Source organism: Spirosoma pulveris, assembly GCF_054781875.1.
The window spans coordinates 356,808-380,855 of record NZ_BAAGTO010000002.1; the positions used below are offsets into that span (position 1 = coordinate 356,808).

Consider the following 24,048-nt stretch of genomic DNA (forward strand, 5'->3'; position numbering starts at 1 on the left):
CCTTTTTTGATAAATACATGAAAACACAGCGTCGTTCTCTTTTGAAACGCTTTTTTGCATCGGTGGCCGGCATTGCCGGACTGAGCCCGTCGACCGGCACGCTGGCCGCATCCACACCTAAAAAGGAAGTGGCCGGTGTGGTGTCTCAGGATGATATCCCGCTGTATTCGGGGTCGACGAAACTCGGCAATCTGGTATTCGTTTCCGGGGCCGGGGCTCATTTTGAAGGCGACATCCGGTCGCATACCGATCATGTGCTGAAAGAGATCGAGAAAGAGCTTATCAAAGCGGGATCGTCGATGGACAAAGTACTGAAAGTAAACGTGCTGCTTCACGACCTCAAGGACTACAAAGCCATGAACGAAGTGTATAAGGGTCGGTTTGGCAAGAATCCGCCCGTTCGCACGACGGTAGCCGTACACGCAGGTGTTCCCGGTAATTCGTGGGTCGAAATTGATTGTGTCGCGTATGTATAGTACTGTGTTTTAGCCACAAACAGCTTCTAGCTGTTTGGTACCCATGAAACTCACCGATCTTGTTTTAGTCTTTTTACTCGCACTAAACATGCAACCTACTTCCGCCCAAACCAGCGAATCAACCCAGATGATTGTTCGAAAAACGGATGACTTTCAGGTGAACGGAAACGGCGACAACCAAGCCTGGGCAAAAACCAGTTGGGTACCCATCACGATTCAGGAATCGGACGGGCGAAATCTGGCAACGAAGACCAAAACGCTGTATTCCGGCACGGGTATGTATTTCCTGTTTCAGTGCGAAGACGAAACGCTGACGGCAACGATACAGGAAGATTTCGGGGCGTTGTATAACGAAGACGTGGTGGAAGTGTTTCTCTGGCCCGATCAGTCGGTGCCTATCTATTTCGAGTACGAACTGTCGCCCCTGAATTACGAACTGTCCATATTGGTACCGAACCTGAATGGTAAGTTCATGGGCTGGAAACCCTGGCATTACACGGGCAAATCGAAGGTGCAGCACGCGACCAGCATTCAGGGAGGCAACAGGGTGAGCAAGGCTACCATCAAGGGCTGGACCGCCGAGTTTTTTATTCCCTACACATTATTGAATCCTATCGTTCAGGCCCCACCCACTTCCGGCACTCGCTGGCGGGGCAATCTGTACCGAATTGATTACGACAAAGGCTATCAAACCTGGTCGTGGCAAAAAACGAGTGGCAGCTTTCACGAATTCAACAAGTTCGGAACGCTGATTTTTGAGTAAGACTATAACCGACATAAACCAACGTTCTCATGCTCAATAGAAGATCTCTCATTAAGCGCCTATCGGCCATGCCCCTGCTGGGTGGCTTTATCGGTGGCGCAGCGCCACTGGAATCGGTTTTGGCGGCTCCGGCAAAGGCGGCTTCCCGCAACGTCCTGAAAGAACTCGGCCTCCGCACCTTTATCAATGCGGCTGGCACCTACACCGCCATGACGGGTTCGCTCATGGAAGATGATGTGATCGAAACGATCAACGCATCGTCCAAAGAGTTTGTCATGCTGGACGATGTGCAGACCAAAGTTGGCGAGAAGATTGCCGCCCTAACCCATGCCGAGTCGGCAGTGGTGACGGCGGGCTGTTTCTCGGCCATGACGCTGGGACTGGCGGGTGTACTCACGGGCATGGACCAGAAAAAAGTGGAGATGTTGCCGCATCTGGAAGGTACCGACATGAAATCGGAAGTGATTGCCCAGAAAGCGCACAACATCGGTTACTCACACGCGCTGACCAATACGGGCTGCAAAATCATTCAGGTAGAAACACTGGAAGAAGCTGAAAAAGCCATCAACAGCAAAACGGCTCTGCTCTGGTTCCTGAACATTCAGTCTGATAAGGGCCAGATTCAGCACCAGGAGTGGGTAAATCTGGGCAAAAAGCACAGCATCCCGACCATGATCGACATTGCCGCCGATGTGCCGCCGGTCGAAAACCTCTGGAAATTCAACGACATGGGCTTCGACCTGGTTTGCGTATCGGGCGGTAAAGCCATGCGCGGCCCGCAAAGTGCCGGGTTGCTGATGGGTAAAAAGCAGTACATCGCAGCGGCCCGGCTCAGCATGCCGCCCCGTGGCTCAACCATCGGTCGGGGTATGAAGGTCAACAAGGAAGAGATTCTGGGCATGTACGTCGCCCTCGACAAGTTCATCACCACAGATCATCAGAAAGAATGGAAGATGCTGGAAGATCGGGTAGCGGTCATTTCCAACGCCATCAAAGGGATCAACGGCATTACTATCGAAACCTACGCCCCGCCCCTCGGCAACCATACGCCTACCATGCGCGTCACCTGGGAAACGGGCAAGGTCAACCTGACCACGAAGTCTTTACAGGAAAACCTGCGCAACGGCAACCCGTCCATTGAAGTCGTGGGCGAACCCAACGGGATCAGCATGACGACCTGGATGTTGAAACCCGGCCAGGATAAAATTGTAGCCGCAAGACTGAAAGAAGAATTCACAAAAGCGGCTGTGTAAGCGTAAATTACCCCAACCCCTCCCCTTATTTTCAAGGGGAGGGGTTAAAAACAAACGATCTATACCTCCCTTCCGCCCAGTTACAGTTGTAATGACCGCGGTTTGGAGAAAGCTAAAAAACAACCGGCTTGTTCCCCTCTCCTTATTTCGAAGGGAGGGGCTAGGGACGGTCGGCCGCTGCCGTGGGGTAAATCAACAAAACCTAAGCCATGAAATCCAGATACTTACTCCTAACCCTTTTCTCTTTTCTGACGGTTTCGGCCTGGGCACAGCCGTACACCCTGCTCATTAAAGGCGGGCATCTGATCGACCCAAAAAACAACATCGACGCCGTTATGGACGTGGCTATTACCGATGGGAAAGTGACGCAGGTAGCGAAGTCCATTGATGCCAAACAGGCCCGACAGGTGGTTGATGCCAAAGGCATGTACGTCACGCCCGGCCTGATCGATATTCACGGGCACGTGTTCTACGGCACCGAGCCCGACCATTACCTGAGCAACGGGCTGGTGGCCGTGTCTCCCGATGGATTCACGTTTCGGGTGGGCGTAACCACCATTGTCGATGCGGGGGGCGCGGGCTGGAAATCCTTCGAGACATTTAAGAAGAACATCATTTTTACGTCCAAAACGCGTGTGCTCTCGTTCATGAACATCGTAGGCGAAGGCATGCGCGGGGGCAGGTTTGAGCAGGATACCACCGACATGGACCCCAACATGGCCGCTAAAGTGGCGCTCGAAAACAAGAATGACGTCGTCGGGTTTAAAGTAGCTCACTTTCAGGGGCCCAGTTGGGCACCCGTCGACCATGCCGTAGCGGCTGGCAAGCTCGCCAATATGCCCGTTATTATTGATTTTGGCGGCAACAACCCACCCCTCTCGCTCGAAGAGCTCTTCATGAAACACCTTCGTCCGGGCGATATTTTTACGCACGCCTATACCCTGCTGGAAGGCAACGTTCGCGAAACGATTGTGGATGAAGCGACCAAAACCGTGAAGCCGTTTGTCTGGGAAGCCCGCAAAAAAGGCATCGTGTTCGATGTGGGCTATGGCGGAGCGAGTTTTAATTACTCGCAGGCTATCCCGGCGGTGAAAGCCAAATTTTACCCGACTACCATCAGCACCGATCTGCACACGGGCAGTATGAATGGCTCCATGAAAGACATGCTCAGCATCATGTCCAAGTTTGTGGCCATGGGCGAAGACATTCCCAGCGTGATCAAAGCCAGCACCTGGACCCCGGCACAAGTCATCAAACGCGAAAATCTGGGGCATTTATCCGTAGGCGCCATTGCCGATGTGGCTATTTTCTCCATGCGGCAGGGCACGTTCGGCTTTTACGACAAGACTGGCTACAAGATGATGGGCAAGCAGAAATTTGAATGCGAAATGACCATTAAAGGCGGCAAAGTCGTGTATGATCTGAATGGCATTGGCATTGCGCGTGCACAGTAGTGTTCACCACCCTTTTCCTTCTCTCAACCCAATGACAAAAATTTACGTAAAAGGCATTGCACTGGCCCTGCTGACGTTTGTTGGATTTACGCAGCGGGCGACAAAAAACGGCCTGCCGATTCAAACCGATGCCAACGGGGGTCTGTTTGTTCCGGAAGGATTCGAAGCAACGGTTGTGGTCGACAGTCTGCCCGGACGGGCGCGGCATCTGGCCGTCAACGAAAACGGCGACATTTACGTAAAAGCCCGTTTCGCCCGAAACAAAGATGAATCGGTGATCGCGCTGCGGGACACCAACGGCGACGGCCGGGCCGACATCGTCAAAACGTTCGGCGGAATCGGTAAAGAGCGGGCGTATGGAACAGCCATGCGCATTTACAAGGGCTACCTCTACTTCAGTTCGGAGATGAACGTGTTCCGCTACAAGCTCAACCCCGGCGAACTGGTGCCCAGCAGCCCCATGGAAACGATCCTGATCGACGACCATGAGCACGGCATGCACGAACACATTGCCAAACCCATTACGTTCGACAACGACGGCCATATGTACGTGGCCTACGGAGCGCCCTCCAACGGCTGCCAGCCCAAAAACCGGACGCCCAACATGGCCGGTATCGACCCCTGTCCTATGCTCGTAGACCACGGCGGCATCTGGCAGTTCGACGCCAACAAAAACAACCAGACCCAAAAAGACGGCCATCGGTACGCAACGGGCTTGCGGTCGGTGGTGGGCATGGACTGGAACCCCACCAACAACAGTTTATACGCCCTCCAGCACGGACGCGACGATTTGCTGATGCTGTGGGCCGAAAAGTACAATCCCTGGCAGAGTGCCGTTTTTCCCGCCGAAGAGCTCTTTCAGGTAAAAGACGGCATGGACGGCGGCTGGCCTTATTGCTATTATGACCAGATCCAGGGCAAAAAACTACTGAATCCGGAGTACGGTGGCGACGGCAAACTGGTGGGCCGCTGTGGCGATTACGAGAAACCGCTGATCGGCTTTCCGGCGCACTGGGCCCCCAACGACATCCTGTTCTATCAGGGGAACAGTGCCGCCAATGGCTTCCCGGAACATTACAAGAACGGCGCGTTTATCGCGTTTCACGGCTCTACCAACCGGGCGCCCTATCCGCAAGCGGGTTATTTCATCGGCTTTGTACCGGCGAAAGGCAACGCATTATCAAGCGACTGGGAAGTCTTCGCCGATGGATTTGCCGGTGTCGATCCCATCGTTAACGTAAGCGATGCCCATTATCGCCCGATGGGCGTGGCGATGGGGCCGGATGGTTCGCTATACTTCGCGGAAACCGAGAAGGGCAAGATCTGGAAGGTCACCTACAAAGGCAACAAGCAGAACTTCGGCGCGGCTCAACTGGCGCAGATGGAAAAGCGCAAAACGCTGTCGAACATCCGCGACCCGGATTTTATCGCCGACAATCTGGACCGGGATCGCCCCGTAGCGGGGGGTAAAGTCTACGGCGTTTACTGCTCGGCCTGCCACCAGCGGAACGGCCTGGGCGACTCGCAGCGGTTTCCGCCCCTTGCCGGTTCGGAATGGGTAACGGGCGATAAGAAAAAACTCATTACAGTACTTCTGAAAGGGCTGGAAGGCCCCATTGAGGTGAAAGGGCAATCGTATAACAACGCCATGCCGCAGCACAGCTTCCTGAAAGATGAAGAGCTTTCTGAAGTATTGACCCACATCCGGCAGAACTTCGGAAATACCGCCGATGGCATCAGTGCGGCCGAAGTCAATGAAGTTCGGCTGGCGATCAATCAGCAGGAGCATAAAGAGAGCGCTCCAAAACGCAAATCCAGTAGCAAAACCAAACGATAACAACCAGTAATTCAATTTCTCATGGAAACACAACGCCGTTCTATTCTTAAACGCCTTTTTGCCTCTGCCGCCGGTGTCGTCGGACTGGGTGCTGCCAGCAAAGCCATCGCTGAACCCGTAACCGAACCTGCCGCCGAAAAAGAAGTCTTCAATGTGGTCATGCAGGACGATGTGCCACTTTTCTCGGGCTCCACCAAAATGGGCAATCTGGTGTTCGTAGCGGGTAAAGGATACCACAAGGAGGGCGACATCAAAGTACATACCGACGAAGTGCTGAAAGAACTGGAGCGGGAGCTGATTAAAGCAGGCTCATCGATGGAGAAAGTCCTGAAAGTAAGCGTCTTTCTGCACGACCTCAACGATTACAAAGGCATGAACGAGGTATACAAAGGCCGGTTCGGCAAGAAGCCCCCCGTGCGCACCACGGTGGCCGTCTACGGCGGTGTACCCGGCGATTCGCTGGTCGAAATGGACTGCATTGCCTATATCTAATTGTGTAGTACAGAGTACCACTCCATGCTACAAGCCCGTGTGTCTGTGGTGCGGGCCCTCAGACCCGACACCACGCTATCATACTAAACTCTTCTCATTTCTCCGCTATGTTAAGCAGACGAAAACTCATCAAACGCCTGTCCAGCGTACCCATTTTAGGCGGGCTGGTTGGCGGCCTTCCCTTATCGCTGGAAGCGGAGGCCATGGCCGCGCCCAAGCGTGATTTATTCAAGGAATTTGGCATTCGCACGTTCATCAACGCAGCTGGTACACTCACCTATATGACCGGCTCGCTCATGCACGATGAAGTGCTGGACGCCATTAATTTCGGCGCGAAAGAATTTTGTCTGCTCGATGAGATTCAGGATAAGGTCGGAGCCAAGATCGCGCAGTTGGTTCACTCCGAAGCGGCCGTTGTCACCTCCGGGGCTTTCTCCGGCATGACGCTCGGTCTGGCGGGTATTCTGACCGGTATGGATCAGAAAAAGGTGGAAATGCTGCCGCACCTGGCCGGTACCGGCATGAAAACGGAAGTGATCTGCCAGAAAGCCCACGACATCGTCTACAACCACGCCCTGACCAATACCGGCTGTAAAATTGTGGTGGTCGAAACGGCGGCCGACGTGGAGAAAGCCATCAACGAGAAAACGGCCCTCATGCACTTCCTGCACATCGAAGCCGACAAAGGCAAAATCATGCACGAAGAGTGGGTAGCATTGGGCAAAAAACACAACATTCCAACGTCCATCGATATTGCCGCCGACGTACCTCCCGTCGAAAACCTCTGGAAATTCAACGACATGGGTTTCCATTTCGTGGTCATCTCGGGCGGCAAAGCCATGCGGGGGCCACAAAGCGCGGGCTTGCTGATGGGCAAGAAAAGCATTATTGAGGCCGCCCGACTGCACATGCCGCCCCGTGGGTTCAATATTGGGCGAGGCATGAAGGTAAACAAGGAAGAAATCTTCGGCATGTACGTCGCGCTGGAGCGGTTCATCAACGAGGACCACGACAAGGTTTGGAAGATGTGGGAGGAAAATACAGCCTACGTCGAAAACACCGTTAAGGCCGTCAACGGCGTAACGACCAGCGTGCATGTGCCGCCCCTGGGCAACCACACGCCTACCCTGCGCATCTCGTGGGACCCGGCCAAACTCCGCATTACGGGCAAAGATTTACAGGAAGCCTTACGTAAAGGCGACCCCTCCATCGAAGTGGGCGGCAGCGGCCCCAGTAACATCGGCGTAACGGTCTGGATGATGAAACCCGGCCAGGAAAAAATCGTAGCCCGTCGTATTAAAGAAGAACTGACCAAAGCGGCTGTATAACATTTACCCCACGGCAGCGGCCGACCACCCCTAGCCCCTTCCCTTGAATTAAGGGAAGGGGAATAGGCCGGTTGTTTTTTAGCTTTCTCCAAACCGCAGTTATTACAACTGTAACTGGGCGGAAGGGAGGAATAAGTCGGTTGTTTTTATCCCCTCCATTTTTCAAGGGGAGGGGACGGTCGGCCGCTGCCGTGGGATAAAGCCCCCTCAACCATGAAAAAGATACCCTTACTCCTACTCTCCCTTTGCTTCGCATGGGCCCAGCTGGCCCTGGCGCAGCCCTATAGCGTCGTCATCAAAGGCGGGCATGTTATTGACCCGAAGAATAACATCGACGGCATCATGGATGTCGCTATTACCGATGGTAAGATTGCGCAGGTGGCCAAATCCATTGATACCAAGGGAGCCCTGCAAGTGGTGAATGCCAAAGGGTTGTATGTCACGCCGGGGATCATCGACATGCACACGCACGTCTTCTTCGGCACCAACCTCGACCAGACCTACAGCAACGGCCCCAACGCTCTGCCGCCCGACGGCTTTACCTTTCGTAATGGCGTAACCACCATCGTCGATGCGGGCTGCTCGGGCTGGCGGGATTTCGAGACGTTTAAGAAACAGACCATCGATCTGTCGCAAACCCGCGTGCTGGCCCTGCTCAACATTGTCGGCAGTGGTATGCGCGGGGGCAAGTTTGAGCAGAACATCGACGACATGGACGCCAAACAAACGGCCGAGATGGCGAAGAAGTACCCCGAATACGTGGTGGGGGTGAAACTGGCGCACTATAACGGCTATGACTGGACACCCACCGACCGCGCCGTGGAAGCGGGAAAACTCGCCAACGTCCCCGTCATGATCGACTTTGGCGGCAGTACCCCTACCCTGTCAATTGAAGATCTGTTTCTGAAGCGGCTTCGTCCGGGCGACATTTTCACTCACTGCTTTGGGCAGTTGAAGACCCGCGAGCCCATTCTGGACGTGACAACCAACAAGGTTAAACCCTTTGTATGGGAAGCTCAGAAAAAGGGCATCATCTTCGATGTGGGGTACGGCGGTATCAGCTTCGCCTTTTCGCAGGCTATTCCAGCTATTAAAAGCGGTTTTTACCCCAACACCATCAGCACCGATATTCACACGGGCAGTATGAACAACGCCATGAAGGACATGCTCAATGTCATGTCGAAGTTCATGGCGATGGGCATGAACCTCCAAAGTGTGATCAAAGCCAGCACCTGGGCCCCGGCGCAGGCCATCAAACGGCCCGAACTAGGGCATCTGTCGGTGGGTTCGGTGGCCGATGTCGCGATACTGAACCTGCACGAAGGCAAATTTGAGGTTCGGGATACAGGCTTCTTCGGCTTCTTCGATTATACCGGCCACAAGATCGAAGGCAAGCAGAAACTGGGCTGCGAAATGACCATCCGCAAAGGCAAGATCGTATACGACCTAAACGGCATCGCCAACCCGGTTGTCGTCACGCAGCAACCAAGATCGTAACCGTACGGGACAGCATCCTGCTGTCCCGTACATATTACACCAGTTCCGCTTTAGGTTCCGGCTTTCCCAGCAGTTCGTTAATGTATTTTTCGCAGAGTGAATGGGTATCGTATTGCATAAATTCAATACCTATTCGCTGTACATTCCGTTTGTAGTTTCGGTCGGCCAGGACCTGCGTCACACTTTTCTGAATCTGGGCGGGTGTCGGCGTTTCCGTTTTCAGGTTTATGCCTACTTTGAAATAGCCGATGCGGGCAGCAATGTCATTTTTCCCTTCATAAACCCCAGCGGCCACCATCGGTAGTCCATGCTGTAAGGCCAGCATCACCCCACCATAACCCGCGTTGGTCACGTACACATGCACATGCGGCATCACCGAATTGAAATCGATAAAGTCTTCGATGATAAAATTTGCCTGTGGATAGCGCGTCCGCAACTCGGCAGTCTGTGAGGCCCCGGTAGTGACAACCACCAGCGTTTCAGGGTCATTTTTGAAAGCCTCCAACGTAGGTACGATGATCTTCGCCGGGTCGCGTTCAACGGTTCCCTGCGTCACCAGCACCACGTTTTTATACCGCTTCGCTACCTCGACCTGCCGGAACGGATGCCGCCCTCCCTTGTTATAAGGCAGCATCGGACCAACGAACCGGATGTTCGGGCTCATGTCCGAACGAGGGTATTCAAAAGCGGGCGCTCCGCTTTGCAAATAGAGATCGGGCTGACGCACAAAGGTATCGAACATAAAATCGGTCGTTGGCGGCAGACCATGTTCTTCCAGAAGCTGATTGAAGAGATCGGTGCAGGGCTTGAGCAGATGATTGACGGTCAGGTAGCGAATAAAATCCTGCTTCAGCTTCCCGAAAAATCCGTTGGCGGGCACCATGCCCAGCCCGGCCGGTGGTACCTCCCGCGATGTCTCGGACAAAGGCACGATACCCACCGCAGCCACCGGTACATTCAGCAGTTTCTGGATGAAAGGGGCTCCGGTGAAGATCATATCACATATGAGCAGATCGAACGGAAATTCGTCGTAAATGGCTTTGAGATCCGTTACAAATTCCGGTGCCCGGAGTAAGAAAAGGTTGTTGAGGTCGAACCGCAGTCGGGCTATGGTTCCTTTAATGTGCTGGCGTTCGGGCAGGGCCGTGTCCAGGTTGAGCTGGTTGATTTCCTTTGCCTGCTGGTAAGGATAGTACGGGATGCCCAGCGATTTTATTTTGTCGGCATACGTTGGGCCGGTGTACCACCGAACATCGTGGCCAAGCTGCTGGAGGTAAACAGCCAGTCCGGTGAGTGGATTCAGGTGGCCGTCCATGGGCATTGTCGCAAAAAGAATACGTTTCGGGTTCATTAGTCGTGTTTGTCAGTTAAAAAGTTGATGAGCAAAACTAGATGACAATGCAGAGGCAGCCCAGTTGTAAGCTGATGAAACGGCATAACTGACTGCTGAACTGGAGTTCAGGCCCTATCAGCCGCTTTTGTCGTTTTACTTACCCTTCAGGCAAACAGCCCCGTTGATTTTTGGCGATCCCTCGGACAGATACCGGTTTGTGAGACAGTGATCAAGTAAACCTGTTCGGGACGGTTCTTTATCAGCAAAAGGGGCATTACAGAACGCGGGGCCGCCCCGTCGCCTGCCATGCCGCCCAACTCAACCCATTACTCGCTCAGGATTTACCAAATCCGCGTTATCAATCAATTTCTCATGAATATTTCCGAGTCTCTGATGCCCCGATTAGCCCGTGCGTTGTCCAGGTATTTACGCCGTCCTGACAAGCTGTTGGCTTGGCTTTTTCTACCGATTCTCATCGCTTTCGTGCCCCCTATCGGTAAACCTGAAGCCGTAGTGCGGCAGGCCGATGTGATTATTTACGGCGGCACGTCGGCGGCAATCACAGCCGCCGTTCAGGTAAAGAAAATGGGCAAATCGGTCATTATCGTTTCGCCGGACAAGCACCTGGGTGGCCTGTCGTCGGGTGGGCTGGGCTTTACCGATACCGGAAATAAAGAAGTGATTGGCGGCCTCTCGCGCGAGTTTTACCAGCGACTCTACCAGCACTATCAGAAAAAGGAATCCTGGAAGTGGCAGAAACCCGACGAGTACGGCAACAAAGGTCAGGGCACTCCCGCTATTGATGGCAGCAGCCGGACCATGTGGATCTTCGAACCTCATGCCGCCGAACAGGTCTTCGAAGATTTTGCCAAAGAATATAAACTCACCATCTACCGCGATGAATGGCTCGACCGCTCGGCTAAAGGGCTGACCAAACAGGGGGGCAGCATCCGTTCGTTCCGGACGTTGAGCGGGGCTGTCTATCAGGGCAAAATGTTCATCGACGTCACGTACGAAGGCGATCTGATGGCCGCTGCCGGTGTGAAATACCACGTGGGCCGCGAAGCTAACAGCGTGTATGGCGAAAAATGGAATGGCGTTCAGAAAGGCGTTTTTCAGCACGGTCACCACTTCAAAACCAACATCAGTCCATACAAAATACCGGGTGATCCGTCCAGCGGACTGCTCCCGGAAGTATCGGCTGAGCAACCCGGCGAGAACGGAACGGGCGATAATAAAGTCCAGACGTATTGCTTCCGGATGTGTTTGAGCAATCACCCCGACAATCGGGTGCCGTTTCCGAAACCCGAGGGCTATAATCCCGATCGTTACGAACTGCTGGCGCGGGTGTTTGCTTCGGGCTGGCGCGAAACCTTCGACAAATACGACCCCATCCCCAACCGAAAAACGGATACCAACAACCATGGCCCGTTCAGCACGGACTACATCGGCAAAAATTACGATTACCCCGAAGCGACCTACACCCGCCGGAAGGAGATCATCAAAGACCACGAATTGTACCAGAAAGGCCTGATGTACTTCCTGGCCAATGATCCGCGTGTACCGGCTGATGTTCATCAGGCCATGCAGCAGTGGGGCCTGGCGAAAGATGAGTTTACCGATAATGGCAACTGGCCGCATCAGCTCTATATTCGCGAAGCCCGACGTATGCTTGGTGTCTTTGTCATGAAAGAAGCCGACGCGCTCGGCAAAACAACGGTGCCGCAACCCATCGGTATGGGTTCCTATTCGCTGGATGCCCACAATGCCCAGCGGTATGTCAAACCCGATGGTTTCGTGCAGAATGAGGGGGACATCGGCGTCCATCCCGACAAACCCTATTCCATTGCCTACGGGTCTATCCTGCCTAAAGAATCGGAGTGCAACAACCTGCTTGTGCCGGTTTGTGTATCCAGTTCGCACATTGCCTACGGCTCCATCCGGATGGAACCTGTATTCATGATTCTGGGGCAGTCGGCGGCAACGGCGGCAGTGCTGAGCATCGACAATAAAGTGAGTCCGCAACGCTTACCGTACGAAACGCTGAGCAAAGTGTTGCTGACGGACAAACAGCGGTTGACATTGAATCCGGCAAACTAAGTGTAGTACCGATCGTCACGGTCTGCACTACTGATACCACATGAATCGACGTAATTTTCTAGAACAGCTATCTGTGAGCAGCGGAGCCGCTCTGACCGCTCCGCTGCTCACATTTTCAGGACCTTCATCGGCGCAGGCCGAAGGGTTAGTAAATCGGCTGGGGCAAGCCGAGCGAGCGGCCGATGTAGTCATTGCCGGGGGGGGGCTCGGCGGCTGTGCGGCTGCTTTAGCGGCTTTACGCAACCGGCTGACGGTCATAATGACCGAAGAAACCGACTGGATTGGCGGGCAGATGACCCAGCAGGGCGTGCCCCCTGATGAACACCAGTGGATAGAAACCCACGGGGCTACCCAACTGTACCGCGACCTGCGCACGGCCATTCGGGACTATTATAAACAGCACTATCCGCTGACGGATGCCGCCAAAGCCAGCAAATTCCTGAATCCGGGCGATGGAGCCGTATCGCGCTTATGCCACGAGCCGAAGGTGGCGCTGGCGGTCTTGCACCAGATGATAGCGCCATACCAGAGTTCCGGTCAGTTGACGCTGCTGCTCGAACACAAGATCAGTTCGGCCGACGTTCAGGGCGATACCGTTCGTGCGCTGAAAGCCGTCAGCCAGCGAACAGGAAAAGAAACGATACTTACCGCACCTTACTTCGTCGACGCCACCGAACTGGGCGACCTGCTGCCCCTCACCGGCACCGAGTTCGTGACCGGCGCGGAATCCCGGTCCGAAACCCGTGAACTCCACGCCCCCGAAAAGGCCGACCCCAACAACTGTCAGGCGTTTACGGTTTGCTTTGCCATGGATTACATAGCCGGATCGAACCACGTTATTGATAAGCCCAAAGACTACACTTTCTGGCGAAATTACTCACCCAGGGTTACGCCCGCCTGGTCGGGAAAGTTGCTCGACCTGTCGTACTCCAACCCGAAAACACTGGAGCCCAAACAGCTGGGTTTCCATCCTGAAGGTATCAGCACCGGCGATACGCTTAACCTCTGGAATTACCGCCGGGTCATCAGCAAGGCGAACTTCAAACCCGGAGCCTACCCCGGCGACCTATCGGGCGTAAACTGGCCGCAGAACGATTACAGCGCCGGAAACCTGATTGGAGCCAGTGAAAAAGACTTCAAAAAATACGTCGATCAGGCGAAGCAGTTAAGCCTGTCGCTGCTTTACTGGCTCCAGACCGAAGCCCCGCGCCCCGACGGCGGACAGGGCTGGCCGGGCATCCGATTCCGGCCCGATATGATGGGCACCGAAGACGGGCTGGCCAAGTACCCCTACGTTCGCGAATCCCGCCGAATCAAGGCAGTCTTTACGGTTCTGGAAGAACATGTCGGGTCCGAAAACAGGGCCATGATCACGGGCAAAAAAGAGGGAAATACATCCGCCGATTTCCCGGATAGTGTGGGCGTAGGCTACTACCACATTGACTTACACCCCAGCACCGGCGGCAACAACTACATCGATTTTAGCTCCATGCCATTTCAGATTCCGCTGGGAGCGCTGTTGCCTAAACGCATGAAAAACCTGTTGCCCGCCAACAAAAATATCGGTACCACACACATCACCAACGGCTGTTACCGACTACACCCCGTGGAGTGGAGCATTGGCGAAGCGGTAGGCATGCTGGTCGCTTATTCACTCGACAAAAAAGTGACACCCCGCGCAGTCCGCGAAAAGGAGCAACTGCTCAGTGAATTTCAGAAACGCATTCGTACACAAGGCATCGAAACCCACTGGCCTAAAGCGTAGCCGACGTGGGCTGTGGTAGCCGGCGCGGGCATTCGCCCATGCCGTGCATACTCGCGTCAGCTACCACAACCCACGCCAACGGACTTTTCTAAACCTTATCCTCCTTCATTCATCTAACCAACAGTAAACAACCTAAACTGAATGCATAAACTAATCGCGTTGCTACTGCTGGCCTTCACTGCTTCGGCCCAGACGCCGATCCCCGCGCTGATACCGGCTCCCCAAACGCTCGAACCCGGCACCGGAACATTTGCCATCACTGCCCAGACCCGCCTGGCTATTCTTACCCCCGTAGCCGATATACGCCGGATGGTACTAGACAATTTGCCCGGCATTCCGGCCTCTGACGTACCTAAACTGACTAAAGCCATAACCGTTCGGCTGGCTCCTGTGGCGGGTGTCGGGCCAGAAGGCTATGACCTGGTGGTTACCCCGGCTGGCATTACCCTGACCGCGCCCCAGGCCGCCGGGCTGTTCTACGGCCTTCAGACCATGCGGCAACTGATGCCCGTTGCCAAAACAGTTCGGGGACAGTCGATACCGGCCCTGCACATCCGCGACCAGCCCCGTTTCGGCTGGCGGGGGCTGATGCTCGATGTAAGCCGCCACTTCTTCGACAAACAGTTCGTGAAACGGTACATCGATCAGATGGCGCAGTATAAATTCAACGTGTTCCATTGGCATTTATCCGACGACCAGGGCTGGCGAATCCAGATCAACAGCCTGCCGAAACTGACCGAAATAGGCGCGTGGCGTGTACCGAGAACCGGAAGCTGGAACGAGATCGAAAGCCCGCAGCCGGGCGAAGCACCGTCGTACGGTGGGTTTTACACCCAGGACGATATTCGTGAAATCGTTCAGTATGCCCGGCAGCGTAACATCACCATTGTGCCGGAAATTGACATGCCGGGCCATATGATGTCGGCGATCGCGGCCTATCCTGCCCTTACCTGTGGTAAAAAACAGGTGCTGGTTCCTACCAATGGCAAGTTTTATAAACAGGAAGACAACACCCTGAATCCGTGCAGTTACGGTACGTACCTGTTTATCGACAAAGTCCTGACGGAGGTTGCTCAACTGTTTCCGGGACCGTACATCCATATCGGGGGCGATGAAGCGTACAAAGGGTTTTGGGCTACCTGCGAGGAGTGCCAAACGACCATGACGGTCAATAACCTTAAAACGGTAGAGGAACTGCAGAGCTACTTCATCCGGCGGGTGGAGAAGATTGTGCAGTCGAAAGGCAAAAAACTCATCGGCTGGGACGAAATTCTGGAGGGTGGCCTTGCACCCAACGCAACGGTCATGAGCTGGCGAGGCATGAAGGGCGGTATTGAAGCGGCTAAACAAGGGCATCCGGTTATTATGACACCCGCCCAGTTCTGTTACCTCGACCTCTACCAGGGCGAACCCTCCGCCGAACCCAGTACCTACAGCATGGCCCGGCTAAGCACGTCGTACTCCTTCGAGCCCGTCCCCGACAGCGTACGGGCTGACCTGATTCTGGGTGGACAAGGCAACCTCTGGACGGAATCCGTGCCTAACAACCGCCATGCCGAATACATGACCTGGCCCCGGGCGTTTGCCATTGCAGAAGTACTCTGGTCGCCGAAAAGCCAGCGAAACTGGCCAGACTTCATGAAACGGGTGGAAGCTCATTTCAAGCGGTTCGATGCGCAGGATGTCAACTACGCCCGTTCTGTGTACAACCCAATCGTTACGCTGAAAAAACTTCCGATGGGCACGATGGAAGTCACGTTGGGCCACGAACTCCCCGACACGTATCTCTACTACTCAGTGGACAATACCATTCCCGATGCTCATTTTCCACTCTATACGCAACCCTTCCTGATGCCCAAAGGCGCCGAACGGGTAAAAGTGATCGCCTACCGCAATGGCAAGCCTATTGGTAAAATGATCGACGTGATGATGCCGAAAGTACCGAAAAGTGTTCAATAGCCGGAAAGCTGGCGTGAGCATGGGCTCGTGCCAGCTTTCCGGCCTTCATTTTCCCAATGGGGGATAAATTACCCAACCACCGTCCGATCCCTCCCAGCCTTCTTTAATCCAGTCAGCAGATTTATAAAAGTCGTTTCCCAGCCTGCTGCGGGTGTTCAGATTAAGGCTGTTATTGAACAAGGCCGGAAAAATCGCATCCAGCTTTTCGTCGGAGTAGCGAACGGATAAACCGTTTATGGTTTGTCTACAGATTTCGAATGGAACAAACCGATAGCTATTAAACCGGGCTTCAATTTTATTACATAAAAGCCTGAAGACATCGGCAAATTCATTTTCGGGCGAAACGACCAGGTAATTTGTCCCTCCATAATGATACTTCCCATCGAGCAGTACCCTACTGGCATCCTGCCCGATAACGGTGTAAAAAGGCCCGATCAGGCTAACAAAAAAATGAAGTTCTTTTGTCCGGGTAAGGTTATCTACCGACGTTTTTTCGAGGAGCACGAACGAACTGAATGAGGGAGCCATTGCATGCGTTGTTCCGATGACCTCTTTACCCGTTTCACGCTGAATCCCGGCCGCGAAGTTGCTCCACCGCTCCGTGAAATGCGTTTCATTATGCAGGTTATCAACAAGTATCGTTTCCAGTTCCTTTAAGCCGGGATAGGAAAGAAACATGTGGCCCTCTTCACCTTGCCATGGTATCCCAATGGGATAGAATCGCTTAATAGCATCATAGATGGGCCAGAAATCAAACTTGCCCGTATTAAAATTAAACATTGAGTAGAGGGTTAATGCGGTATTAAATGTAGACGCTGGCACGAGCCTAGGCTCGCGCCAGCGTCATTTCTTCTTCAGATATGGCTTTAATTCCCCGACCAGCCGCCGGTAGCCTTCGGCGTTGGGGTGTAAGCCGTCCGAGAAGAACGACTCGTCAATTTTGCCGTCAGGTTGCAGAAAAACGGAGCCAGGCTGGGCAAAGGAAACATTGATCTCGCCCGTCATCCGGGCAATGGCGTCGTTGATTGTGGCAACGCGGGGCTCTCCGTTTCGGCGGGGTAAGATACCTACCATCAGGACCTCGGCAGTGGGCTGGCGGGACTTGATGGCCTGTATCAGAAACTTCAATCCCGCCACAATGTCGGCGTCGGTGTTGAGCTGGAGGTTGTTCGTGCCAATCATCAGTACCACCTGATCGGCTTTGTAGCCATCCAGTTCACCGTGGTAAACGCGCCAGAGTACATTCTCGACCCGGTCCCAGCCGTAGCCCAGATTCTGCGCGCCCAGTGGTTCGAGCACACTATTCCAGGAGTCGGCCCCGGTTATGCGGGAGGCTTTGGGCTCTCCGCCCCAGAAGTGCGTGATGGAATTGCCCATGAACACGATGCGGGGCGGTTTGGCTTTTAGCCGGGCCAGTATCTCGCGGTGGCGAATTTCCCAATCGAACGACCCGTCGCGGTATTGAGTTCGGGGCTTCATGGTCGACAGATCGCCTATAGGTTCGTTCAGAATAAGGCGAAGGCTTTTTTCGTAAGCATCGGCATACTGCTGCATGCCTAAATCCGTCGGGTGCGTTCCGTCGACCATCGCATCCATGTCCAGGTTGATCTGCGACTTGGGCAACAGATAAATTCCGCTAACCCCCTCCGCTTTCAACTGGGTAAATGCCTGCCGCATCAGCCCGTTGGCTTCGCTGTAATACTGCTGTCGGATGGGACTGATGTCGCCGTCTGTATAGCCCGCATGATCGACCAGTAAAACGGGGGTCGACGAACGTTTCTGCCGCAGCGTTTTTACCGACTCCAGAATCCGGCTTTTAATCTCTTCGGGCTTGATACCCACTGTAGAGATCAGGTTTGGCAGGCAGTCGAGCACATACACGCTGGCATCGATCTGCCCTACCAGGTCAACAACTTCTTTTTCAAGTCGGCCATTTCCGGAGAACCCCAGGTTGATCAGCGGCCGATCCAGTTTACGACCCAATATGGATGTCCAGGCCATACCAGGTCGGGAGGCACAGGCACCCTGTGCAATGGACGTTCCATAAATAACGACGGGCTTTTCGGGACGAACGGGCAGTGGCGTTAGTGTTACGCCTTTGGGAACGCCTACTTCGAGCCACTGAACGGAGTTGTATAAGGGTAAAAACAACCGGTATTCACGTCCCCGCTTGTAGGAATCATTGGGTTCAAGATTGGCGAAACGGTATTGGATCGTATCGCCGAATGTGTATTTACCCGCGGCCCACAGCCAGTCGCCGTCGCTGTTTCCGGCGTATAAATCCACTCCACTAACGCCCGTAGCGGGCATATGAGGCAGGGCCTGCTGTTTATTGCCCACTACGTAGCGAACAATCACCTGATCCGTACTGGCCCGAAACCGGATCATAAGTCCCGCCGAGCTACGCGACAGATTCCAGACTTCTTTCCGAACACGCTTCTCCGCCACGGCGGGCAAACGATCATAGGGGCTTTGCAGGTCTTTCCCCGTCCAGCCCTGGCCTTCAATGGCCGGAACATCACTTTTGGCAGGGTTCCACCAGACATATTCGATCGGCGTTTGCGCAAGGGCAGCCAGACTGTTGACACAAAGCAGGAAGTAAAAAAGGAATAGTTTTTTTTTCATAGACAGAATTCGGTTCGGGCACTTGGACATGGAAGTCGATCACCTCAACGGAAAGTGGATCTATCGGTATATCTAACGCTCCTGCCAGACAGCGGGAGACGTATAGAGGTGATTTCAATTCACTCCTTCCAGCCGACGCCTACCAGGACAGCGGTAACTACTCAACCCGATCAGAAAGTAACACCTACTATCCAAATTGTTAAAAAAAGGTTAAATAGAGGGGAAGTTTATAAATTTTCTGATTAATGAATAATCACTGATTTATTATTTCGTATTTTGTACCCTATTAAATAGATTCTTATTTTACACTTTCCACTAAAACTGCTACTACGCTATGCTAAAACACTTACTTTACTGTTTTCTGCTGGTCATTACTGCGACAGGTCCTCTATGGGCGCAGACCCGGCAACTAACGGGCAGCCTGCGCGATGAGCAGGGACAGGCTATATCAGGAGCCAACGTAGTAATTAAAGGAACCACGAGAGGCACAACGACCGATGCTGCGGGTGAATTTCGGCTGACGGTACCTACTGAGAATACGACGCTGACAATCTCATCGGTCGGATATACCGCAAAAGATGTAGCGGTATCGTCGAGCCAGACACAACTTACGGTAACACTGGCGGCCGATGACCGGCAACTGGGCGAAGTAGTGGTTACGGCGCTGGGTATCAGGCGGGAAGCCAAAGCGCTGAGCTACGCGACTCAGATGATCAAACCGGCTCAGATCAACGAAGTTCGCGATGGTAACGTGCTGAACACGTTACAGGGAAAAATTGCGGGAGCTTACATTACCCAGGGTTCGGGTGGGCCCGGCACCGGATCGCGGATCGTACTGCGGGGAAACCGCTCCATTCAGGGAACGAACAATGCCCTGATGGTAGTCGATGGCGTCCCGATCAATAACAGCACTTTTGGGCAGGCTACCAGCGACTTTGGCAGCGTGGCCAACTCGGATGGTGCATCGAACATCAACCCGGACGATATCGAGAATGTAACCGTTCTGCGTGGAGCTTCGGCAGCTGCGCTTTACGGTAGTCAGGCCGCCAACGGCGTAATCCTGATTACGACGAAGCGGGGCAAAGCGGGCCGCGTCTCTGTGGATGTAAACTCGGGCGTTTCGGTCGACAAACCCTTTGCCCTGCCGTTTGTACAAAATCAGTATGGCCAGGGCGTTGGCGGCAAGCTGGACCCGGCTGTTGGGGCCAGTTGGGGCGCCCCCATGACGGGCCAGTCGTACACCAATTACCTCGGCAAGCCGGATACGTATTCGGCCCAGCCCAATAACATCCGGGATTTCTTCCGTACGGCGGTAAGTTTCAATAATTCTATCGGAATTACGGGAGGCTCCGAGCGGTCGCAGACGTACCTGTCGTACACCAACAACGCCTTGCAGGGAACCGTGCCGGGCAATGACCTGACCCGCCACACCATCAACCTGCGGCTGTCGAATCAGATCAGCTCGAAGTTTTCGACCGATGCAAAAATTACGTACATCAATCAGTCGGTGGTGAACAAACCCCGGACGGGTGAAGAGAATGCGCCGGTGATCGACCTCTACCAGATTCCGCGCAACGTTAGTTTAGCGACAGCAAAAGACTACGCAGCTCCTAATGCGTTTGGCCTGCCAACGCCAACTGCCTGGCCATCGACGCTCTCATCCATTTATCAGAATCCGTACTGGATGACCAATCAAACGGCCATCAACCAGTACCGCGACAGAGTTATCGGGTTCGTATTGGCGAAGTACCAGCTAACCGATTTCCTGAGTATTCAGGGGCGGGCCAACCTCGATAAGTATTTCGACAAAAACGAGGAGAACTACAGCCAGGGCACCATTTTATGGGCTAATCAGGCAGGGGGTAAGTTTTCACGGAATAACATCGTGAACACCCAAAGCTGGTATGACCTGCTGATTGAAGGCAAGAATAAGCTAGGCCCCGATTTAACGATCGACTACCAGGCCGGGGCTATTATTCAGGACACCCGCTATCAATCGACGAACGCGCTGGCCGATGGGCTGAATGTACCGAACCGGTTTAACCTGAACTTTGGTACCAACCAGACGCTGGGCGACGACTTTTCGCGGGTGCAGACGCAGTCGCTGTTCGGGCAGGCATCGCTGGCCTGGCGGGATGCTATCTTCGTGAATGCCAGTCTGCGCAATGACTGGTCCTCGACGCTGCCCAAGCCGTATTCGTTCCAATACCCATCCGTTGGTGCGTCGGTGGTGTTGTCTGACCTGCTGAAACTTTCCGGGCCGCTCTCGTTCCTGAAAATCAACGGGTCTTTTGCGCAGGTAGGTAACGGGGCCGATCCGTATCTGTTACGGACCAATTATTCCTACAGCCAGGGGGCCGGTTCCGGATTCATCAGCCGGGATGGTACGCAGGCCATCGGTAACCTGAAGCCAGAGATCACCAAGAGCCTGGAACTGGGTATCGACGCCCGTTTTTTCAGCAACCGTATTGGCGCAACGGTTACCGCCTACAAAACCAATTCGATCAACCAGTTATTGAAACTGGGACTGGCACCGGCTTCGGGGTTCAGCGACCAGTACATTAACGCGGGCGATATCCGGAATATGGGGCTGGAGGTCGTTATCAATGGTACAGCGATCAAAACCGACCGGCTGACCTGGGATCTGACACTGAACATGGGCCTGAACCGGAACAAAATCGTGAGCCTCTCGCCCGATATTAAAACGGCATTCCTGTCGGGTGGTTACGGCCGCTCGGCCTCGCCGATTGTGCAGGAAGGCGGCTCCTACGGTGATATCGTCTCGTACCGCTGGGCAAAAAGCGCCAACGGTCAATACCTGGTTGGGTCGCAATCGAACAGCACGACCGTTTCGGAGGCATCTGTTGTATCGACTGGCTTGCCTGTAGCTACGAAAGAGCAGGAGTACATTGGTAACTTCAACCCAAAGATGCTCCTGGGCTTTACGAACACCTTTACGTTTAAAGGCTTCTCACTCCGGTTTCTGTTCGATGCCCGTTTAGGTGGCATTGCCGTGTCGGGTACGGAAATGAACCTGGCGTTCAGCGGCATTCCGGAAGTGACGGCGCAGAACCGGGCCGGTGGCTGGGTATTGCCGGGCGTAACGGCTGGCGTAGCTGGTGCCGATGGCGTTACCATGATTGGGGCGGGCAAAACGAACGCGCAGGCGATTACGGCCGAGCAGTTCTGGCAAACGGTATCGGGCAAACGCTACGGCTGGGGTGAGTTCTTCGCCTACGACGCCACCAACGTACGCCTTCGCGAGATTTCGATAGGCTACGGCATTCCGGTGCCCTCGAACTTCTTCATCAAGTCAGCTCGGTTATCATTTGTTGCGCGTAACTTATTCTGGATCTATCGAGGCAGCTCGCTGCTGGATATTCCCGGCATTGGCAAACGGAAAATGTGGTTTGACCCCGACGTCAACATCAGTAACGGTAACTTCCAGGGTGTCGAATATGGTACCCTGCCCTCAAACCGGAGCCTTGGCCTGAATCTAAAACTTTCTTTTTAACCTGAAACGATCGTCAACATGACATCCTATAAAACGATATTACGGCAGACAGTCGTAGCGGCCTGCCTTTCGGCTCCGTTAGTCTGGGCTGTTGGCTGCACCAAGAATTTCGACGAGATCAACACCAATCAGACAAAGATAACCACGATCGGTGCTGGCGAAATTCCGTACCTTTTCTCGAAAGCGCAGTCGGCGGCAACGCTTCCCGGCGGCAACTATCAGGTTGGTCAGAACCTCTTTTCGGACCAGTATGCGCAGTATTTTGCCTGTGTCGCTACCTATTTCCCCTCCGACCGATTTGTGATTCGGATGGACTGGCTGGGCGGTCCCTGGACGTCGCTCTATACGCAGGTGGTGCCCCAGCTGAAAACGATCATGACCAGTACAGACGCCAATTCGGCAGAGTACGCGCTGGCCAGCATCTGGTGGGTGTACTCGTTTCACCGCTGGACGGATTACGTTGGGCCCATTCCGTACTTCAAAGCGGGCGAACCGGCCACGTCGGTTCCGTACGATTCTCAGGACAAAATCTACGATGATTTCTTCAAGCGCCTGGCGGCTGCCACAACGGTGTTGAAAGCCAAGACGGCCGAAAAACCCTTTGGTTCCTTCGACCTTGTTTATGGCGGTGATACCGGCAAATGGATCAGGTTTGCCAACACGCTTCGCCTTCGTCTGGCGTTACGCATCTCGAAAGTTGACCCTGCCCGCGCCAAAACGGAAGCCGAAGCCGCTGTAGCCGGTGGTGTGCTGACCACCAGCCCCGACGACGACGCACTGGTGCAACGCAGTACCAAGGGTGGCGACAACAATGGCCTGGCCATCATGTCGGACTGGAATGAGTTTCGGATGAGTGCCGCCATGGAATCAGTGCTGAAAGGCTACGAAGACCCGCGGCTGCCAACTTACTTTTTGCCCGCCGTCAAAACCAATACGTACGAAGGGCTCCGGAATGGTCTGGGCACAACCCAGCTAACGGAAACCGTCAACACGGCCGATTACAACTCGCACGTCGGGCAGCGCTGGACATCGACCGGGCTGGGCACGGCGCAAAACGTAATGGCTACCGCCGAGTCTTATTTCCTGCGGGCGGAGGGTGCTCTGAATGGCTGGAACATGGGCGGCACGGCGAAGGATTTTTACCTGCAAGGCATCGCCAACTCCATGAAGCAGTGGGGCGTTACCGACGCAGCGGCCATTACGGCCTACCAGAACAGCACCAAAACACCCGTTGCGCCAAACGATTACCTAAAATCGGCACCGCTCAGCAATATCCCGGTCGCCTGGGGAAGCACCGAAGCCATCCAGCGGGAGCAGATCGGTACCCAGAAATGGCTGGCTATCTTCCCCGACGGGTTTGAGGGCTGGGCCGAATACCGGCGGACTCGCTTTCCCAAACTATACCCCGTCGTGAATTCGGACAACCCCGACATCCCGGCCGGTGGCGTTCTGCGTCGTATCCCGATACTGCTGGTTGAACAGCAAACCAACGCCGTTGAAGCCAAAAAGGCCGAATCGCTGCTGGGTGGCCCCGACAAAGTAACAACGCCCCTCTGGTGGGATAAGAACTAATTGAGGTTATTTTTACAGAGAGGTCGTGAAAGCGGGCGATGATTCGTCCGCTTTCGGCCTTTCAAGACCAACCGTGCCGG

16 protein-coding genes are annotated in these 24,048 nt (G+C 54.2%); 13 read left to right on the plus strand and 3 right to left on the minus strand.

What is annotated here, in order from left to right; genetic code table 11:
- Positions 1–17: 17 nt before the first annotated feature.
- From ACYVJM_RS09755 to ACYVJM_RS09790, 8 genes are all read left to right on the plus strand, one after another.
- A complete protein-coding gene (locus ACYVJM_RS09755) occupies positions 18–476 on the plus strand; it encodes a RidA family protein (RefSeq protein WP_461148035.1) in 459 nt (152 codons plus the stop codon).
- 88 nt (positions 477–564) lie between these two features.
- Positions 565–1,239 carry a carbohydrate-binding family 9-like protein gene (locus ACYVJM_RS09760; protein ID WP_461148036.1) on the plus strand — a complete coding sequence of 225 codons (675 nt, stop codon included), beginning with the start codon at positions 565–567 and terminating at the stop codon, positions 1,237–1,239.
- A 29-nt stretch (positions 1,240–1,268) separates the two neighbouring features.
- On the plus strand, positions 1,269–2,492 hold the full coding sequence (locus ACYVJM_RS09765) for an aminotransferase class V-fold PLP-dependent enzyme (RefSeq protein WP_461148037.1): 1,224 nt from the start codon (positions 1,269–1,271) through the stop codon (positions 2,490–2,492).
- 209 nt (positions 2,493–2,701) lie between these two features.
- The gene (locus tag ACYVJM_RS09770) at positions 2,702–3,946 is read left to right on the plus strand and encodes an amidohydrolase/deacetylase family metallohydrolase (RefSeq protein ID WP_461148038.1); all 1,245 of its coding nucleotides are present in this window, start codon (positions 2,702–2,704) and stop codon (positions 3,944–3,946) included.
- Positions 3,947–3,977: 31 nt separating this feature from the next.
- Positions 3,978–5,783 carry a PQQ-dependent sugar dehydrogenase gene (locus ACYVJM_RS09775; RefSeq protein WP_461148039.1) on the plus strand — a complete coding sequence of 602 codons (1,806 nt, stop codon included), beginning with the start codon at positions 3,978–3,980 and terminating at the stop codon, positions 5,781–5,783.
- Positions 5,784–5,804: 21 nt separating this feature from the next.
- Positions 5,805–6,275 carry a RidA family protein gene (locus tag ACYVJM_RS09780; RefSeq protein ID WP_461148040.1) on the plus strand — a complete coding sequence of 157 codons (471 nt, stop codon included), beginning with the start codon at positions 5,805–5,807 and terminating at the stop codon, positions 6,273–6,275.
- 107 nt (positions 6,276–6,382) lie between these two features.
- On the plus strand, positions 6,383–7,603 hold the full coding sequence (locus ACYVJM_RS09785; RefSeq protein WP_461148041.1) for an aminotransferase class V-fold PLP-dependent enzyme: 1,221 nt from the start codon (positions 6,383–6,385) through the stop codon (positions 7,601–7,603).
- A gap of 213 nt (positions 7,604–7,816) precedes the next feature.
- Positions 7,817–9,100, plus strand: a complete 1,284-nt coding sequence (locus ACYVJM_RS09790; protein WP_461148042.1) for an amidohydrolase/deacetylase family metallohydrolase — start codon at positions 7,817–7,819, stop codon at positions 9,098–9,100.
- A 34-nt stretch (positions 9,101–9,134) separates the two neighbouring features.
- On the opposite strand, the gene ACYVJM_RS09795 is transcribed toward ACYVJM_RS09790, so the two are convergent.
- Positions 9,135–10,451 carry a glycosyltransferase gene (locus ACYVJM_RS09795; protein ID WP_461148043.1) on the minus strand — a complete coding sequence of 439 codons (1,317 nt, stop codon included), beginning with the start codon at positions 10,449–10,451 and terminating at the stop codon, positions 9,135–9,137.
- 354 nt (positions 10,452–10,805) lie between these two features.
- On the opposite strand from ACYVJM_RS09795, the gene ACYVJM_RS09800 reads away from it, so the two are divergent.
- From ACYVJM_RS09800 to ACYVJM_RS09810, 3 genes are all read left to right on the plus strand, one after another.
- Positions 10,806–12,533 (plus strand): FAD-dependent oxidoreductase, encoded by a 1,728-nt coding sequence (locus ACYVJM_RS09800; protein WP_461148044.1) that lies wholly within the window; start codon positions 10,806–10,808, stop codon positions 12,531–12,533.
- Positions 12,534–12,573: 40 nt separating this feature from the next.
- Positions 12,574–14,298 carry an FAD-dependent oxidoreductase gene (locus ACYVJM_RS09805; protein ID WP_461148045.1) on the plus strand — a complete coding sequence of 575 codons (1,725 nt, stop codon included), beginning with the start codon at positions 12,574–12,576 and terminating at the stop codon, positions 14,296–14,298.
- Between the two features lie 141 nt (positions 14,299–14,439).
- A complete protein-coding gene (locus ACYVJM_RS09810; protein WP_461148046.1) occupies positions 14,440–16,257 on the plus strand; it encodes a beta-N-acetylhexosaminidase in 1,818 nt (605 codons plus the stop codon).
- Positions 16,258–16,302: 45 nt separating this feature from the next.
- Here ACYVJM_RS09810 and ACYVJM_RS09815 read toward each other — a convergent pair whose 3' ends face one another.
- The gene (locus ACYVJM_RS09815; protein ID WP_461148047.1) at positions 16,303–17,037 is read right to left on the minus strand and encodes a hypothetical protein; all 735 of its coding nucleotides are present in this window, start codon (positions 17,035–17,037) and stop codon (positions 16,303–16,305) included.
- 63 nt (positions 17,038–17,100) lie between these two features.
- Positions 17,101–18,882: an SGNH/GDSL hydrolase family protein gene (locus tag ACYVJM_RS09820; protein WP_461148048.1), complete on the minus strand. Its 1,782-nt coding sequence runs from the start codon at positions 18,880–18,882 to the stop codon at positions 17,101–17,103.
- A gap of 334 nt (positions 18,883–19,216) precedes the next feature.
- Here ACYVJM_RS09820 and ACYVJM_RS09825 point away from each other — a divergent pair, with 334 nt between their 5' ends.
- Positions 19,217–22,396, plus strand: coding sequence for a SusC/RagA family TonB-linked outer membrane protein (locus ACYVJM_RS09825; RefSeq protein WP_461148049.1), 3,180 nt, complete (start codon positions 19,217–19,219; stop codon positions 22,394–22,396).
- 18 nt (positions 22,397–22,414) lie between these two features.
- Entirely contained in the window at positions 22,415–23,968 is a 1,554-nt protein-coding gene (locus ACYVJM_RS09830) for a SusD/RagB family nutrient-binding outer membrane lipoprotein (RefSeq protein WP_461148050.1), read from the plus strand.
- The last annotated feature ends 80 nt before the right edge of the window (positions 23,969–24,048 follow it).